Source organism: Phocaeicola sp. GP0067 (assembly GCF_031119655.1).
Classification (GTDB): Bacteria; Bacteroidota; Bacteroidia; order Bacteroidales; family Bacteroidaceae; genus Phocaeicola; species Phocaeicola vulgatus.
On record NZ_JAVHZY010000033.1, the window covers coordinates 30,328 to 45,946 of the forward strand.

Here is a 15,619-nt window from a genome sequence, read left to right on the forward strand (position 1 = left end):
TCGTTTAGTATGTCCAATCCAACAATGCCGCCGACCGGTTTAAGCAATTTATGCTTGGTTTGTGGCGCATTGAGGACAGATGAAAAGTCAGATTAAATCTGGCAAATCTTATTGCTGGTAAATACATGCTGTGTTACCTCCAAATCTCAGTCAATCAAATATGTGGTAACTGTTTTGTCCAAATGGTAATATTTATACAATAAATTCATTTAATTCTTCTTTCAACTGTTTCCAGCTCGGAAAATATTTAGTTAGTAAAGATGTATACTCTTCATTGTGCAATCTAACTTTAATATGTAACAATTCATGTACTACAATATATTCAATACAACGAACTGGTTTCTTGATTAATTCTAGATTAAAAATAATATTTTGTGTACGGTGATTACAACTTCCCCATAAAGTTTTCATTTGCTTGACCTCCCATTTGTTCACACTCACACCCAATATTTTTTCCCATTTGGCAATAAGTGGAGGAAGCATCAATTTGAGCTCCGCACGATACCATTCTCGCAACACTTCTGCTCGACGTGCTGCTGTTGTCCCTTCACGGACGTATAGTTTAATATATTCATTACCCTGAATTTCTACTTTTGCAGATGCATGATGATACAACACCTTTAAGCGATACCTATGACCTTTGAAGTAATGATTCTCGCCAGAGACATATTCGCGGGGCGTTTGACGACTCTGATCAAGAACCTGTGAAACACGTTGATTTATCCACGACATTTTCGTAATCAAGAATAATCGCACAGCCTCTTCTGCCATTCCAATAGGAGCAGACACATGAACACGAGCATTGGGTGGATATATTGTAAGATGCACATTCTTAATATTTTTCCACTCAACTTCCGCAGATATATTAGCAACCTCAATAATCGTCATTAGTATTCTCTTTGCGCAACTATTAGCTGCATTATATCATCTATGTTCACTTCAACTCCTTGCAAAACACGCTCAACAGCTCTCCGAAGAGCTTTCATCTTTTTCAAACCACTACTATCCATATCTCTGAAACCGTCACGTGCATTTGCTTTGATTGTTTCGTGAACTCGGAGAGCCAAAGTTTCATCTTTTCCAAGATTATCATAAAGAGCCTGTTTCCCTTTTGTATCAATTGTTGCAGGGTACTTTGTCTTGATAGTCGATCGAGCTTCTTTCAGTTTTTCGATGAGTTTTTTTATTAGTTCCTTGTATTGGATCTTACCGTCTTTCTGTTCTTGAAGCAAGTGGTTAAGCAAATCAGACATTTTATCAAAGTAGGCCGGATTGTTCGGTCGTTCACTGATAATCATTTTTCGCATATTTGCCGCCAAAATCTCTGCAACAGAACGCTCATTCTGCTTGATTTTCTTTGGCAGTGAATCGATTGCCTTATCACCCTGCGTATCAATCAAGTCGAGAAACGAAATATCAGCTAAATCGACCAGTTTTTCACTATCTTCAGCTCGCACATAGTTATCAATAAGCTGACGCATTGCCGGATCGTAATATTTAAGATCGAGTGCATCTCCACTTTTTAATTTTATCTCATCTTTGATATCATTGAAATAATCAACCTGCTTTTTGATGTCAGCAGCCTCCTCTGTGGTATAGCCAGCCTGTTCCATCTCATTGGCTATATCAATATAACGACGCACCAAACGCGACACAAGTTTATAGAAGGTCTCGCGTTTATTGGCATTCTCCTCACACTCTTTTTGCTGATCTTCCACAGGTGTTGTTTCGGCATATACAAAATACGCAAAATAGCCTTCTCGCGTTTGCGGATGTATCACTTCACACATCGTATAGACCGCTTGTAAAGATTCTTCCAAAGCTTTGCGACCTTCGGTAAGACGATCCGAAAGAAGGCCTTCGATATCGTCGTCATCATAACCATCAAATGCCCCATTTGTATAATCCTCGATTGCACTTTTTACTGCTCCAAACAGATCTTGGTAATCAATAATATATCCAAAATCTTTTTCCTCACTATCTACTCGATTCACACGGCAGATTGCTTGGAAAAGATTATGGTCGCGCATTTTTTTGTCAATGTAGAGATAGGTTGCCGACGGTGCATCAAATCCTGTCAATAGCTTATCTACGACAATCAGCAACTTCATGTCTCCGGGATGGTCTGTAAACTCCTTTTTCGCCCAAGTTTCAAACTGTTCCGGCGTTTTATCGCCAATCATCTTTTGATATACCTCATACTTGGTGAGGTCCTCGGTCTCTCCATCACCCTGATACTCGTCTTTTACCGATGCGGTACTTGCATCGTAACTTGTAACCACAGCGCAATGCCCTTTCAACTCTGTCGATTGAAAAACCTCCCAATAACGACATGCCTGATAAATACTGTCGGCCACGAGCATGGCGTTCCCATAACCACCTGCCAGAGCCCGCTTGGTGCTCATATCTTGACAAATATCTGCAACAATGCGGTCGATACGCTCCTTGCTGCTAAACAGCTTTTCCATCTTTGCCCAACGCTCTTTCAAAGCGGCACGAGCCACAGAACTCAACCCTTTTGTCTTCGTGTCAAACCACTCATCAATTTTCTCTCGTTTGCCCAAGTACTGTTCTACATTCCGAGCCTCATAGCGCAAGTCTAGAATAACCTTATCCTTTACTGCCTCATTAAACTTATAACTATGAATATACGAGCCAAAGGTCTCTATCGATTTCTTCTTATCCGTATGGAGCAGAGGCGTACCTGTGAAACCTATCAGCATCACATCGTTGCCCATGATATGCTTCATGGCTTCGTGAAGCATGCCTCCTTGTGTGCGATGACATTCATCAATAAAAACATAAATATTACCCTTCGCACAAAAGTCAGCCGGGAGCGATTTTGCCAATTCTTCAAGATACAAGTCGAGCGACTTACTTGCTTTCTTATTTCCTACCGATATGGCATCGCTGTCATTCTTATTGCCAAATTTATGAATCAACGTACAAATCAACCAGGGTTCGGCGGCATTGAGCATCTCAATCAGCTTACCGCCACTCTTGGCTCGTTGAATCTGCTCACCTACATCTTTAAAACCTGATTCTATTTGTTTATCCAGCTCATCACGGTCGGTAATGATTACCACACGAGCATCGCTTACGTTTTCACGTATCCACTGAGCCAGCCATACCATTGTAAGCGATTTGCCTGAACCCTGCGAATGCCATATAATACCGTTTTGCTTCTTGCGAACTCTGGGTTGAGCTGCTTTGACAGCGAAATATTGATTGGGACGTGCAGTCTTCTTTATCCCTCCGTCGAAGATGATAAAATCATGGATATACTCTAATAACCTTACAGGCTCAAAGAACTGCAACACACTACGATCCAGCTCATTGGGATACTCCTTTGCTGTAAAATGCGATGGCTGGCATGGCTCGCCACACGGTTCTTTCCAACGCAACCAGAATTTTTCGGGAGTTTTGATTACACCATAGTGCAATCCCTCCGTGTCGTTGCCTGCAAACAGCAACTGTATAGTCGTAAAGAATCGAGGAATATAACCGTCCTGTTGATTACGGATATTCTGGCGAATACCCTCATGGGCAGAGACCGTACTACGCTTGAGCTCGATTACAGCAAGAGCAATACCATTAACATACACGACCAGATCGGGGCGACGATCACTTGCGCCTTGAATGGTTACCTCCTCGGCTATCTGAAAATCATTCTCCATCGGGTTGGCCCAGTCGATAAGATGTACCATCTTTTTCTTTTCAGTCACCTCAGCCTGAATATTCACGCCATAACGCAAAAAGGTATATACCTCCTTGTTGGCATTATACAATCCGCCTCCAAGGGAGTTTGCCGACTGCTTGAGTTTCACGATTGAACTCCGTATCTCCTTGTCGGTATAGCCACGCCGCGAGAGATATGCTGTAAGCAACTTTTCTTCGATATTGGCGTTATCCTCACGAGTCTCCCAATTCCCAAGATAGGTGTACTTTAAGACATTCTTAAAAAGTCCTATCAGCCTGTTTTGCGTTACACGCTCCTTTGCCCCTATGTTTGTGTCCATATTAACTAAATATTTCTCGTTCCAACTCCTTGTATACAGAGGTATCTTCCGTAATTAGAGGTGCTAATGTGTCTCTAAAAAACGCATCTTTGGTATTACCACATTTTGTCATATTAAGAATACGTTTTAATTCAACATAAATTTCACCGCTCGCAGATTTTATATCATCAGCAGCGTTTCCTCTTGCAGTACTTGCTGCGATTTTTTCTGTTTTGGCAGTTATGCACTCAGCTATTTTATCTGGCTTACCAACAGCATTGCACAATTTTGTTATAATTTCATCGTCGAGTATGTAACTTTCAACATGACGTCGATTTAATACTTTTATACCTTTTGCAGTACACTCAGCGACTTCTTCCGTACTCTTATCATCTCGATCAACAAATTTAATAATTTCAGAGTTTTGCATCACTTGAGAAATTATTTTCATACTGATATTATTTGGATTCTCTATATCCAAACAAGAGCCAATCGACACAAACGAAGTTGTCGGATACTTAGATGAAAATATTTTACTATAAATCTGAGCATCAAAATCTTTATACTTTCGCCCCTTAACATCGCCTTCACAGAATACAATTCTTTCTGGTGCAATTAATTTGGCGAAATCACCAAAAGCGAGTTCTACAAATTTATTCCAAATAGTTTTGTCTATAGTTGTTGGTGTTATCGTTGTCTTTTCATCAAAATCTATATTACTAAAATCCAAAAAAACCACACTCCCAGGATGTTGGCTCTCGAGTTCTTTTGCTTGTTGCAACATCCCTATCGAATGTGTTGCGAGCCAAAGTTGAGACTGATCATTTATCAGATTATACATTTCTGCCAGTAATTTAGCTTGCAATGCTGTATGCATATGAGCTTCAGGCTCATCAATACAATAAACGGTATTGTCAAAGTACTCTCCTTTAATAACTAGATCAAGTATAATATCAAAAGCTGACTTTTCTCCTGCAGATAAATTTTTATAATGAAAATTGAGAGATCGCCCTTTAGTAAAATAGAAACTTCCATTTACTAATGGTTCTCCAATAGACGATAACTGCAAATCATCAAATACACGACTTAACGATTCTGCAATTTTCCCAATAAGTTCTTGTTTAAGAGACTTTACTGTTTTATCTTCATTTGCAGCACTAAAAACACCAGAAAGTGTATGTGAAACCAATCGTTGATAATTTTCGGAAACACTGGCATCTGTGGTCATTAGCGTGTTAAATTTAAAATTATTTTTAGGATCATTCTGCTTTGATAAGGTCTGAGTCGTAAAATCAGGTTCGTTTCTATGTGCCGTACGAAAATAAAAGCATCCTTTAATGTTATCTGCACTATTTAATGCTTCATCGTATGCATTAATTGTTACTCTACCATCATACCATGTTGAGGATTTAACATCTTGGACATCTCCACTTTTAACAAAATAATCCACATCAGAACTGTTCCATGAACGATATCCTTTATACTTATACCAATGATTAAAGGCCTCAAAAATAGATGTTTTTCCACATCCATTTGGTCCCACCAAAACCACTAATTTGACAGATTCTGGTATATCCTTAATCGTTAAATCTGTGAATCTCTTAAACTTATTCAGATGTACTTCTTGTATCTTCATATTCGGTTGATTTTTAATCTTATTTGACCCGTTAATAGCTTTTGCATCATGCCCGATTTTAAGAGGCTATATTTGTCCCGTTTGGCTTCAAGGTCGGCTATCTCCTTATCCATATCGGTCAGAATTGTAGCTATTGCTGTCTGTTCTTCTCTATCTTTGGGTATGGATATTGTCAATTGACTATACTCTGAAATCCAATATCGTTGATGATCTTTAAGCGGAAAATCTATCTGCTGCATCAACTCATATACTAATCGCAAATCGTAATCATTGTTTTTTAGTGAAAGCACCTTCATTGCTGATGACTTCACCTTAAATGGATACGATATATATTTACTATCCGTAGTAAAATCATCGAAAATAATAACAGGCAACTTATTGTATATGCCAAATTGTTCAGTCGTATAACCTAATATCCGAGATTTACCTGCAGTAAGGACAGGAATACCACTATCAACATAGTCAGTTGATACAACTAAATACGGCTGAGGCTGTTCATAATCTAAAATCTCACCTAACTTCTTTTCTACCCATGAGTCGGTAAAGCCTGGAAGGCGTTTTTTGCCGGTTAGGAGTTGTTGCATCGCCCCTTGCTTAATCAGGCGTTTCTTGGCGATTTTCTTATCCAATGCTGCAATCAATCCATCTATATCACTCAGCGCTTCCGCAATAGCCCGCTGCTCAGCAATAGTTTTCGGGAAAACAATCTCAAGAGAATTAAGAAGATTCTTATTTAATCCACCGCGTCCACCATCTCCAGATGAAAGCAATCGTAAATAATCATACTTACTATCTACAACATAATATAAGTATAGCGAATCGTATTTATCATTAGGTAGTATTGCTGCTATTGATTGATTGGTACATAGAGAAATATAATTATATGCAGCTGTCCCTCTCGTTTTCCCCTGTCCCGCTAAACCAATTAACACGCAAAATGGAGGTATCATATGTGTACTTGAATTTAATAATCCTTCAGTAGTTATTCGACCTTCAACATCAAAAACAAATTTCTTATTTAGTTCTCCAGAACTCATCCACATAATATTTCCACCCCAATACTCCGGTCGTAGAGTACTAGGAGTACCGCCCGTAATAATCGAGGTAAAATCCGATATTCGTTTTACCTCCCAATCATCGGGTATTATTCCCAACTCGGTTTGCTTATATCCTTGTGGTATATCCATTACTTACGTTTTAATAATATTCAATTACCCCGCTTTGTAACCTCGATTCTCATATCAGTATCCCATCTGTTTCAAATGTGCTGCAACTTTTGCCTCTAGGTCGGTTATATCGGCATCAATCTCGGGAAGCGTTTGGGCATAACGCTCTGCAAGAGCCAATACTTTGGAGGTAAGTTGCTGACTGATTCGTTGCATCTCACAGTCAAGACGCAAGGCAAGCGATGTGAACCACTTTTTCTCGATAACCAGGCGCTTGATTTCTGCCTCGGACAAATCGGCATACTTGACTACCAAAGCAGTAAGCAAGTCATACTTACGTTCTTTAATCAGTTTCTTATTGAGTGATATATCGCCTTTTAGATCGAGGTACTTTTGCAGTACGGCAATCTCTTCGGCATCAGTTCTCTTATCGAGTGCCTTAATTCGTTTTTTTACATTGGCATCGGTCATCTTACTATCGGGGAAATTGTCCTCATCAAGATAATTATCCGCTTGTTCCTCGACCAGTTCAGCAAGCTGCGCCTCATTTTGCCCCAGCAACTCTTCAGCAGCAGCGATAACATCCCGCTTTTCTGCAAAATATTCATCAATAACAATTGGTACAGGAAGCAGGTCGCAAACGACATCTTCGGGAGCGACGGCCTTTTTCTCCTTCTTCTTTTCGTCTTTCTTCTTGGAAGCAGGCTGTGGAGTGTACAGTTGCACCGTCCAGCCTCCGGACGAAATCATATAACAATCATCCTGCATCGTTTCGCTCCAGTAATTCATCAGGCAGTCATAGACATCATACGCATCGACAAGCGACTTATCAACCCTGAAAATCTCTAACAATGAGTTGCTCAGTTGCTCAATAAGTTTCTTGGGTGCAAATCCGGATACGAGGGAGTAAAGTTGTTTGCGATGACAATTACACCACTCCGTAAAACTACTCTGAAAAGCATCGCTCTGCTTACGGAAATCAATATTCTCGGCAACGGCATCACGTACCGCATCCGGGTTACACTCCAGAGAATAGTAACCTTTACGTGTAGGATGGTCGCAAAAGAGATCATTACAAAGTGACGGGCACACTTCCCAATAGGCCTCAAGTTGATCTATATCGTGTTTGGGTAGACCTCCATGAAGGTGTGCATCGATATCTTGCAGAATCTCAGTGTCGGGAGCAGATACATAACGAGGAATATTGAGATTGTAATCGTTACGCTCAATCTCCTCCATAGGCACAAAGCGCGCATAATGAGGTACATCGCGCTGTGTTTGCCAAACATCGACAATGCGGCGAATATCCTGTTCCCGCAGACGATTCTTTGCTCCGTCTTTAATATATCCATTCTTAGCATCGATCATAAACACCCCTTTACGACCTGCTGCTTCCGACTTCTCAATGATAATGATACAAGCCGGAATACCTGTACCATAAAAGAGATTAGCTGGTAGTCCTATGATTCCCTTAATGTATCGTTTCTCTGCAACGAGATATTTACGAATCTGAGCCTCTGCATTACCTCTAAATAGAACGCCATGAGGCAAAATGCAAGCTGCACAACCGGTCTGTTTCAGAGAGCGCACAATATGGAGTAGAAAAGCATAATCACCATTCTTTTCCGGAGGAACTCCGATTTTAATACCCTCTCCCCAACGATGGTATACATCCTCAGTCTTTGCACTTTTCAACCAAGACTTTGTAGAAAACGGTGGATTTGCGACAATGTAGTCAAATGTCTTGAGTTGGTCGTCATCTTTGAACTGAGGGTCATTAATCGTGTCTCCCTGCTTGATGTCAGCATAGATCTCATTATGGAGAATCATATTCATTTTTGCCAAGCCAACGGTTGCATTGTCTTTCTCCTGACCATAGATGGTCGCTCCATCTGGAGTCTCACATATAGCACGCAGAAGCAGAGACCCCGAGCCACAAGTAGGGTCATAGATAGTTGTCTTTTTCCCATTTCTGGCATTGCCCAATCCGATGACTTTGGCCATCACACGACTGACCTCTGCCGGTGTGTAGAATTGACCCTTACTTTTACCGCTCTCGGTGGCGAAATTTTTCATTAAATACTCGTAAGCATCTCCTATAAGATCGTCATCGGCAGCTCTGTTTTTGCTAAAATCGAGGTTCTCATTCTGGAAAACTGCAATGAGTTTACTGAGAGTTTCAACCTTATCCTTTCCCTTACCGAGCTTGGCATCGTCTTCAAAGTCGGCAACAAAAACGCCATCAAGTTGATTAGCCTCGGCAAGTGCTGCCATCTTTTTATTCATCTCCTCCCCAATATTCGGATTGCCTTTGAGGGCAACAAAATCCTCAAAGTAACAGCCGCCAGGAATATCAATATCAAACCCTTCGTCACTGCGACTCTTATCGCTGATGTACTTAACGAAAAGAATTACCAACACATAATCCTTGTATTGGCTTGCATCCATACCGCCACGAAGCTCGTCGCAGCATTTCCACAATGTACTATATAGTTCTGACTTTTTTACTGCCATAATGATTTATCTTGTTTATAATAAATTCATTTAGTTTTTTCATTTATTATTCCGCTATAATAGCCAAATCAATCATCTAATTCTCTTGCGACTTCCGGGAAGTTGTCCTTTATGGTTCCCTGAATGCCTCCATGTATCGAATATTGTTTGATTTGAGTAACTTGCGTTTTTGAAGATTCATGCTCATCTTTGGAATATAGTATAGGAATTGGCTCAGACTGATAGCAATTTTGATTGTCTGTAGCCATATACCGTATCTCGTATGCTTCCTCAAAAGGCGTAATAAGATATATTCTTATCGATGCGCCAAAAGCATATAGCGATTGACGACTTAATTCGCCTGGTAAAATACATTTTGTCTCCCCTTGCCGTACTTGAATATATTCACTTTTAGGTTTCAATTTTATATCCAAATGTGTTCGAGGTTCATATATTATAATCCGGTACACTTCTACCGGATATGAGTTATTTTTAACCTGAATCTTCAGTCCCCACATCAAATCATCCTTCAAACTTATCTGAATTTTCGGATATATATTGCTTCCAGCTTGAATACGTTCCAATTGATAATGACGAGAAAACATCTCTGCCATTTGCGACAGGCTGTCAATCTGCTTCTGTGTCCCTTTCTGATTTATGAGAACAAGAACAAAAGTTGCAGCTGTAGCCAAGGCACCTAAAGCCATTATACAATCAACAATTATTTCGAATGACATATTAGATATAAAACTAATTAATTACACAACAATGATTCAAAACCCTTGCCTCCTTAACCACTCGCCCATAAAGCGGTCATATATCATGTAACCGCCAGAAGTCTGATAAACCTGTTCGTTTCCCAGCAGTTTCTTCAATGCTGCACTCACGCTACTTGCAGCACGAAGCCTGTAGGCGCTGATAAAATCCCCGGCCAAAACTTCCTTGACACAGCCCTCCTTGGCGATTGCTTTCAACAGTCGCACCTGACCGGAAGAATATGCTTTCAGCATGTCTGCATAAGTGTAGCTGTACTCGGATAAAATCTGATCTATGGCGTATGCAACCAGTTTCATATCCACATCGCGGTCGTATCCATAGAGGCGATTAAGAAGACACTGCACATACCAGGTATGTCCTTCGTACTTTTCATAAATCGAATTGAAAATATCCTGAGACAGTTCCAGATTATGTAAAGAAAAATGCCCTGTAGCAAAATTTGCGTATTCATCCTGTTGTATCGGTCCGATTGTGAGAGGTTGCGTACTTTGATAAAACGGCCTTTTCGATGAAGTGAACATCTCTTGCATCATATGCTGCTTGCTGCCGGCAAAGATGAAGTTCACATTGGACAGGAACTGAATATAGGAACGCAACAAAGCCTCGACTCCTTTCTCCGGATATTCTGTAATCTGCTGGAACTCATCAATGGCGACATAGCACCGTTTCTCCGATGAACCCAAATACTCGAATATCTCTTTCAAAGTATTTTCTTCCTCTGCCGGAGCCACATCTATCGTCACCTTAGGAACACCTGTCAATTCATCAAAAGTAAAGACAGGACGGCAACTTCGGACAAATTGACGTATCCGACTCAAAGCCTTTTGCGGAACGGAGTCCAACTGCCCTAATACCGTACTGGCAAACAATCTTACAAAATCTCCTAATGACTGGGTTGAGTATGTATCCAAATAGAAAGTGACAATATCAGGCTGTTCCTCTTTCAAACGATAAAAAGCATGACGGACCAGTCCTGTCTTACCCATACGGCGTGGTGCTATCAATGCCACATTGCGCCCATTGTGGAGCGCATCAAGAATAGTTCCTGTCTCCTGCTCTCTGTCGCAAAAGAATTCAGGACTGTAATATCCCGAAATGAGGAAAGGATTATTAGGCTTCATATTATTCCAATTATTTCCATTATTTCGTTACAAGTTTATCGTAATGCAAATGTCGCGATAAAAAATAAGATGGCAAAATAATCTGATTAAAAAGTAAAACATACTCATTCGTCCGATTTCTCAAATCCTTCCGAGGCATTTGCCACTAACGCCTTTCCTATTTCCAACTGCAAAAATTTAGGCAACCGAAGCAGCTTTGACATAAGTTGACTGTAAGTGAACTCAACTCTAGTATCCAGTATCGGTTCTTCTTCAATGTCCATATCAATCCTTTCTACAGACTCGGATCCTTCGATAAAATCGGAACAGTCTGGATTCTCAGGCCAATTTTCTATCGTACCGTCACTATTGATCCTCAAACGGATATAGTCTCCACAGTCATCCGAATCCGGAACCAGACCGTTTGGCACATAACCGGCTATCTTGCATATCACCTTTTTATCTTTATCGAGCAGGAAATATGTTCCGCTGTCGCATATCTTGGCCTGCAGGTACAGATCCCCATATTCAGGCTTCCAATTCAGCAGTTTATGTGTTTTCAAATCGATTATTCCCGACCACATACCCTTAGCAACTAGCGGATATTTGTTCTCATAAAGTTCCCCCATCCATGCATCCGTATAGCTGCACATTTCCTCGTTATATGGGAAATATATCATAAGATAATGCGCAATCTCACTCAATTCCCGCTCCGTAATGCCTATCAAAATCTGTTTTGCCATAATCAGTAATATTAATAGTAACTATTCAAACTTCATCATATCCGCCAACTGGACAAAATAATCGTTTGACCAGATGTCGAGTTCCTTGGGGTTCCTGACAAACGGAAGGACATCGTTCTTTACTTGATTGATATTAGTCGAAGCCAATCTGTCTTTCAATTGAGCCATGAACGCTGCCTGCCCGATTTCTTCATTGTTAAACTGGCGGATACGCTCTGCGAGATGGGCAAAATCAAGAGGAACATTGTGGCGGACATACCATTCAAAATCATACCAGTCACGACCTTTCACCCTGTTTTTCCAACCCCTATACACCAATGCGTGCATCTTCCCGGCAAACAAATCCGGTAAAGTGAAACAGCGTGTCATGAAGGAGTGAGGCTGTAGAAGCAGCTTTTGCTCAGTCCTGAAATTCAACGGTGGCTGGGTATCAACTTCAATTTTGATTTTTATGGATTTATCGGTCTGGAAAGACAGGTCATATACATCCGTATTGTCTTTCAGGAAAGCGGATTCCACCTTACCAAAACTCTTTTTGTCTTTCTTTTTAATCTCCACCTCACGACCGACAATGGCAAATTCATCTATTATCGGCTGGAAGTATTTCGTGAAATCGAACTTGTCATCGGGAGCCAGGAGGGAAAAATCCATATCCTCGCTGAAGCGTTGGAGACCATGAAAAATTCTGAGGCAGGTACCGCCATAGAAAGCGGCCACATCGAAGAAACCGCCATTGTAGAGCCCGGCAAGTATCACCTGCTGGTTTACTTCAAATATGGCATTACACCTTTCTTGTTCTGTTGTCACACTATATGCAGAGAGCATATTGTCATAAATCTCATTCTTCATTTCTTCAGCAATTTAAGTAAAGTACGGATTGAATCGGCCTTTTTGCCGACCTTGATATATTCCTCAAACAACCGGGCATCCATCTGCAAAAAATCCTCTCGTTCCATCCGGATATCCTCTTCCAGATAAATTTCGGCATCTTTCAGATAACGCAAATTCACTTTTGAAGAATTGGCAATCAGATCACACAGAGCCTTTTCAGGTGTAGCCATCACAAACGCGTAGCCATCTTTCTTGATGCTTGTCAGCCCAACAGAGAATGCGGCCTTCGAGATATGCGTATATTCAAACCGTCCAAATGGCGTGTCAAAGTTCTTGGCATACTTCAAAGTCATGGACTGTTTGGTGTAAACCTCTTCCGGTATCAGCCCATAATAGCGCAGAGCCGATGACATGGAAACATACGAAGGGGCATACAGATGATTGGCTATCAATTCTGTCGAAAGGGTTTTCCCCGTTATTTCCGGACTACACACATAAAGTCCCTTCTTGAGACGTATTATCTGTTTGTCACGCTCAAGCAACCTGAGTTTCTGGCTTCCGCCCCTGATATGAGGGAACAGGGACTCCAAAACGGAAGCAGTAACAGGGATATTTCCTAATTGTTGCAATGGATTGTTCATGGCACAAAGGTAGCAATTATTTTAATATCAAAGTATATTAAATATATTTTTCTGCTCAGAATATTACTATGTGTGCAGCCATGATTTTTAGTGGCGCGAGATATGGGCAGAATCTTGCAGATATGGGTTCCGCATATACCTTCCTTGAAGTATAGATCCATCGCTTTCCCATGATAAAGCTCCCGTTTGAGTGAATGTTTGATTCGCATTTGTTTTTTTGATTTTGCGAGTCAACTTTTTTCAGGGAATGACACATACTATTTTTGCAGTGCTTATATTTTCTTGTGATTTATATCGGGAAGTAACCTAACTATCATATAGTTACAATTACAAACAATCTAAAATACTGACTAAAAACGACTTAAATATGGCAAAATAATAGTTTTAGGAAAGGTATTTTCTTTTGTTATGCCTATTTTTCAATATTTTTGTCCCCCGTTTGTCCCCCAAGCCACATACGGGGGGACAAATTTACGCCCCTCTATGTAATTTGGGAACTTTTCACTATAAAATCTATCTAAATCATAGATAATTATTGCTTTATACAGATACCCTCAATCTTTTAGTTTCTAAAATATCAAATACTATAACCACTGATAAACAAATACATACATATAAAAAATACGGAATTGGAGTAAGCGTCTCCGCGATTCTATCTTGTCGCCCATTTTTCATTCTTATATTTTTGCCATGTATAAAAATGAATCATTATGGATTTAGCAGAAAATCGATTTGGAAAAACTTGGAAACATTTCCTTGAAGTATTGAAAGTAGACTACAATTGTTCTTTAGCCGATGTTTGCCGCGATCAGCATACCACTTTTGGAAGTATGAGTTCCTGGATGTCCAGACGGGACTATAGCGTTAAACAAGCCAAGGCGGATATGGTCCGTGATTATTATGGTGGCGTTGAACCCTCCCGACCGACAACTTCCTCTCCTTCGTTCACTCAAATAGCCCCCGCCATGTTGTCGGAAGAAGAGTTTAGTCTTTCCGGGATCACAATCACCTTTAACAGTGGAACCACCATTTTGGTCAAACGGACCACTCCCGGGGGTATTATTAAAATGTTACGCGATTACGAAAGAAAGGAGGGAGATCCATGTATTCTCTAACATCAGCCAATCGATACTATCTGTACCAGGGCTTTGTCCGTATGAACCTTGGCATTGACGGTTTATTCAAAATCATACGCTCTCAAATGAAGGAGTTGTCCCCATTTCCGGAGATGTATTTTTATTCTTTGGCAAAAACCGGCAGAGTGTAAAAATACTGCGTTGGGATGGTGATGGCTTTCTCCTGTACTACAAGCGTCTGGAAGGTGGAAGTTTTGAGTTGCCGACATTTAACCCCCATATAGGCAATTATGAGATCTCTTATCAGATTTTGTCTTTTATCTTAAATGGAGTGTCATTGAAGTCAGTACGGTTGCGAAAATGTTTTATGATTTAATGTAATATACTGTATATTAGCTATTTGATTTCTTCAAAAAGGCGAATCTCTTAGCAAGCAACAGCGTCTTACTAAGGGGATCGCCAAACTTGTATCAAACACATCCGAACAGCAACAACCCCCTCAACCTGCATTGCCGGAGGAAGAGCGGCAGAAGAGAGAAGCGAAGCAGATAAGCGTAAAGCCAGAAAGAACAATGGGGCCAAACGTGGCATGCATTATGAGATGGAGCAGGAGGAACATGACGTTTATCCCGACGATCCTGATTTTGACATCAATAACGCCCGGCTGGTTACCATCGCTACCTGAATATGTGTCCGCTATGAATGTGTACCCATGCGCTTCATCAAGCACGTCTACAAGATACACACCTATGCGCAAGACGGTCGTCTCTTTGAGGAAAAAACAATCGTTTTTTTGTAATCGGTTGGTAGATAAGACTTAAAGAGTTGAAAGTTCGGTAGCCGGTAGCGATTTGGTAGCTGTGCGGGTTTCGCTGCATTGCTTCGCTTTGCTCTTGGAACTGATGCAAATATAGGGATTTTGACCGAAAAAGGGAAATGTTTCGGGGGATTTTTTATTTTTCGGAATCACCGGATTACAGGAAAAGCATAAAAGCAGGAGGCGGTGCAAGAAACGAGGTTGCACCCGTGGTTTTACAAGAAGTATAAAGTATTGATTTTCAGTGTGTATTTCTGTGGTGCAAGAAGGTGTGTCGTAATGCACGATGCACCTCTTTTTTGTTCATCACTATACAAATCTGTTCATTTTCTTTAAGCTGC

At 40.6% G+C, this 15,619-nt stretch carries 11 protein-coding genes and 2 pseudogenes; 3 read left to right on the forward strand and 10 right to left on the reverse strand.

What is annotated here, in order from left to right:
- Window positions 1–192 precede the first annotated feature (192 nt).
- The 10 genes from RE317_RS18490 to RE317_RS18535 all read right to left on the reverse strand — a co-directional run bounded on the left by RE317_RS18490 (window position 193) and on the right by RE317_RS18535 (window position 13,385).
- Complete coding sequence (locus RE317_RS18490) at window positions 193–888, reverse strand: M48 family metallopeptidase (RefSeq protein ID WP_117889521.1); 696 nt, start codon at window positions 886–888, stop codon at window positions 193–195.
- Window positions 888–4,019: a type I restriction endonuclease subunit R gene (locus tag RE317_RS18495; protein WP_118430292.1), complete on the reverse strand. Its 3,132-nt coding sequence runs from the start codon at window positions 4,017–4,019 to the stop codon at window positions 888–890. The genes RE317_RS18490 and RE317_RS18495 overlap by 1 nt, the downstream gene beginning before the upstream one ends.
- A gap of 1 nt (window position 4,020) precedes the next feature.
- Window positions 4,021–5,634, reverse strand: coding sequence for an AAA family ATPase (locus RE317_RS18500; protein ID WP_117889524.1), 1,614 nt, complete (start codon window positions 5,632–5,634; stop codon window positions 4,021–4,023).
- Window positions 5,631–6,821, reverse strand: a complete 1,191-nt coding sequence (locus RE317_RS18505) for a restriction endonuclease subunit S (protein ID WP_117889526.1) — start codon at window positions 6,819–6,821, stop codon at window positions 5,631–5,633. The genes RE317_RS18500 and RE317_RS18505 overlap by 4 nt, the downstream gene beginning before the upstream one ends.
- A 54-nt stretch (window positions 6,822–6,875) precedes the next feature.
- A complete protein-coding gene (locus RE317_RS18510; protein ID WP_117889528.1) occupies window positions 6,876–9,314 on the reverse strand; it encodes a type I restriction-modification system subunit M in 2,439 nt (812 codons plus the stop codon).
- Between the two features lie 68 nt (window positions 9,315–9,382).
- Window positions 9,383–10,000 (reverse strand): hypothetical protein, encoded by a 618-nt coding sequence (locus RE317_RS18515; protein ID WP_133304098.1) that lies wholly within the window; start codon window positions 9,998–10,000, stop codon window positions 9,383–9,385.
- Between the two features lie 66 nt (window positions 10,001–10,066).
- Window positions 10,067–11,191 (reverse strand): ATP-binding protein, encoded by a 1,125-nt coding sequence (locus RE317_RS18520; RefSeq protein WP_117889532.1) that lies wholly within the window; start codon window positions 11,189–11,191, stop codon window positions 10,067–10,069.
- 104 nt (window positions 11,192–11,295) lie between these two features.
- Window positions 11,296–11,913: a hypothetical protein gene (locus RE317_RS18525; RefSeq protein WP_117889534.1), complete on the reverse strand. Its 618-nt coding sequence runs from the start codon at window positions 11,911–11,913 to the stop codon at window positions 11,296–11,298.
- Between the two features lie 21 nt (window positions 11,914–11,934).
- Complete coding sequence (locus tag RE317_RS18530) at window positions 11,935–12,762, reverse strand: nucleotidyl transferase AbiEii/AbiGii toxin family protein (protein ID WP_117889536.1); 828 nt, start codon at window positions 12,760–12,762, stop codon at window positions 11,935–11,937.
- Window positions 12,759–13,385: a hypothetical protein gene (locus RE317_RS18535; protein WP_117889538.1), complete on the reverse strand. Its 627-nt coding sequence runs from the start codon at window positions 13,383–13,385 to the stop codon at window positions 12,759–12,761. Before RE317_RS18535 ends, RE317_RS18530 begins: the two co-directional genes overlap by 4 nt.
- Before the next feature lie 710 nt (window positions 13,386–14,095).
- Between RE317_RS18535 and RE317_RS18540 the strand changes: the two genes are divergently transcribed.
- The 3 genes and pseudogenes from RE317_RS18540 to RE317_RS18550 form a co-directional block, all read left to right on the forward strand.
- Window positions 14,096–14,500: a hypothetical protein gene (locus tag RE317_RS18540; RefSeq protein ID WP_117889542.1), complete on the forward strand. Its 405-nt coding sequence runs from the start codon at window positions 14,096–14,098 to the stop codon at window positions 14,498–14,500.
- Window positions 14,488–14,837, forward strand: a pseudogene (gene tnpB, locus RE317_RS18545) (IS66 family insertion sequence element accessory protein TnpB). The gene RE317_RS18540 and the pseudogene tnpB overlap by 13 nt, the downstream one beginning before the upstream one ends.
- Before the next feature lie 31 nt (window positions 14,838–14,868).
- A pseudogene (locus RE317_RS18550) lies at window positions 14,869–15,245 on the forward strand (transposase); the annotation flags it as partial.
- Window positions 15,246–15,619 lie beyond the last annotated feature (374 nt).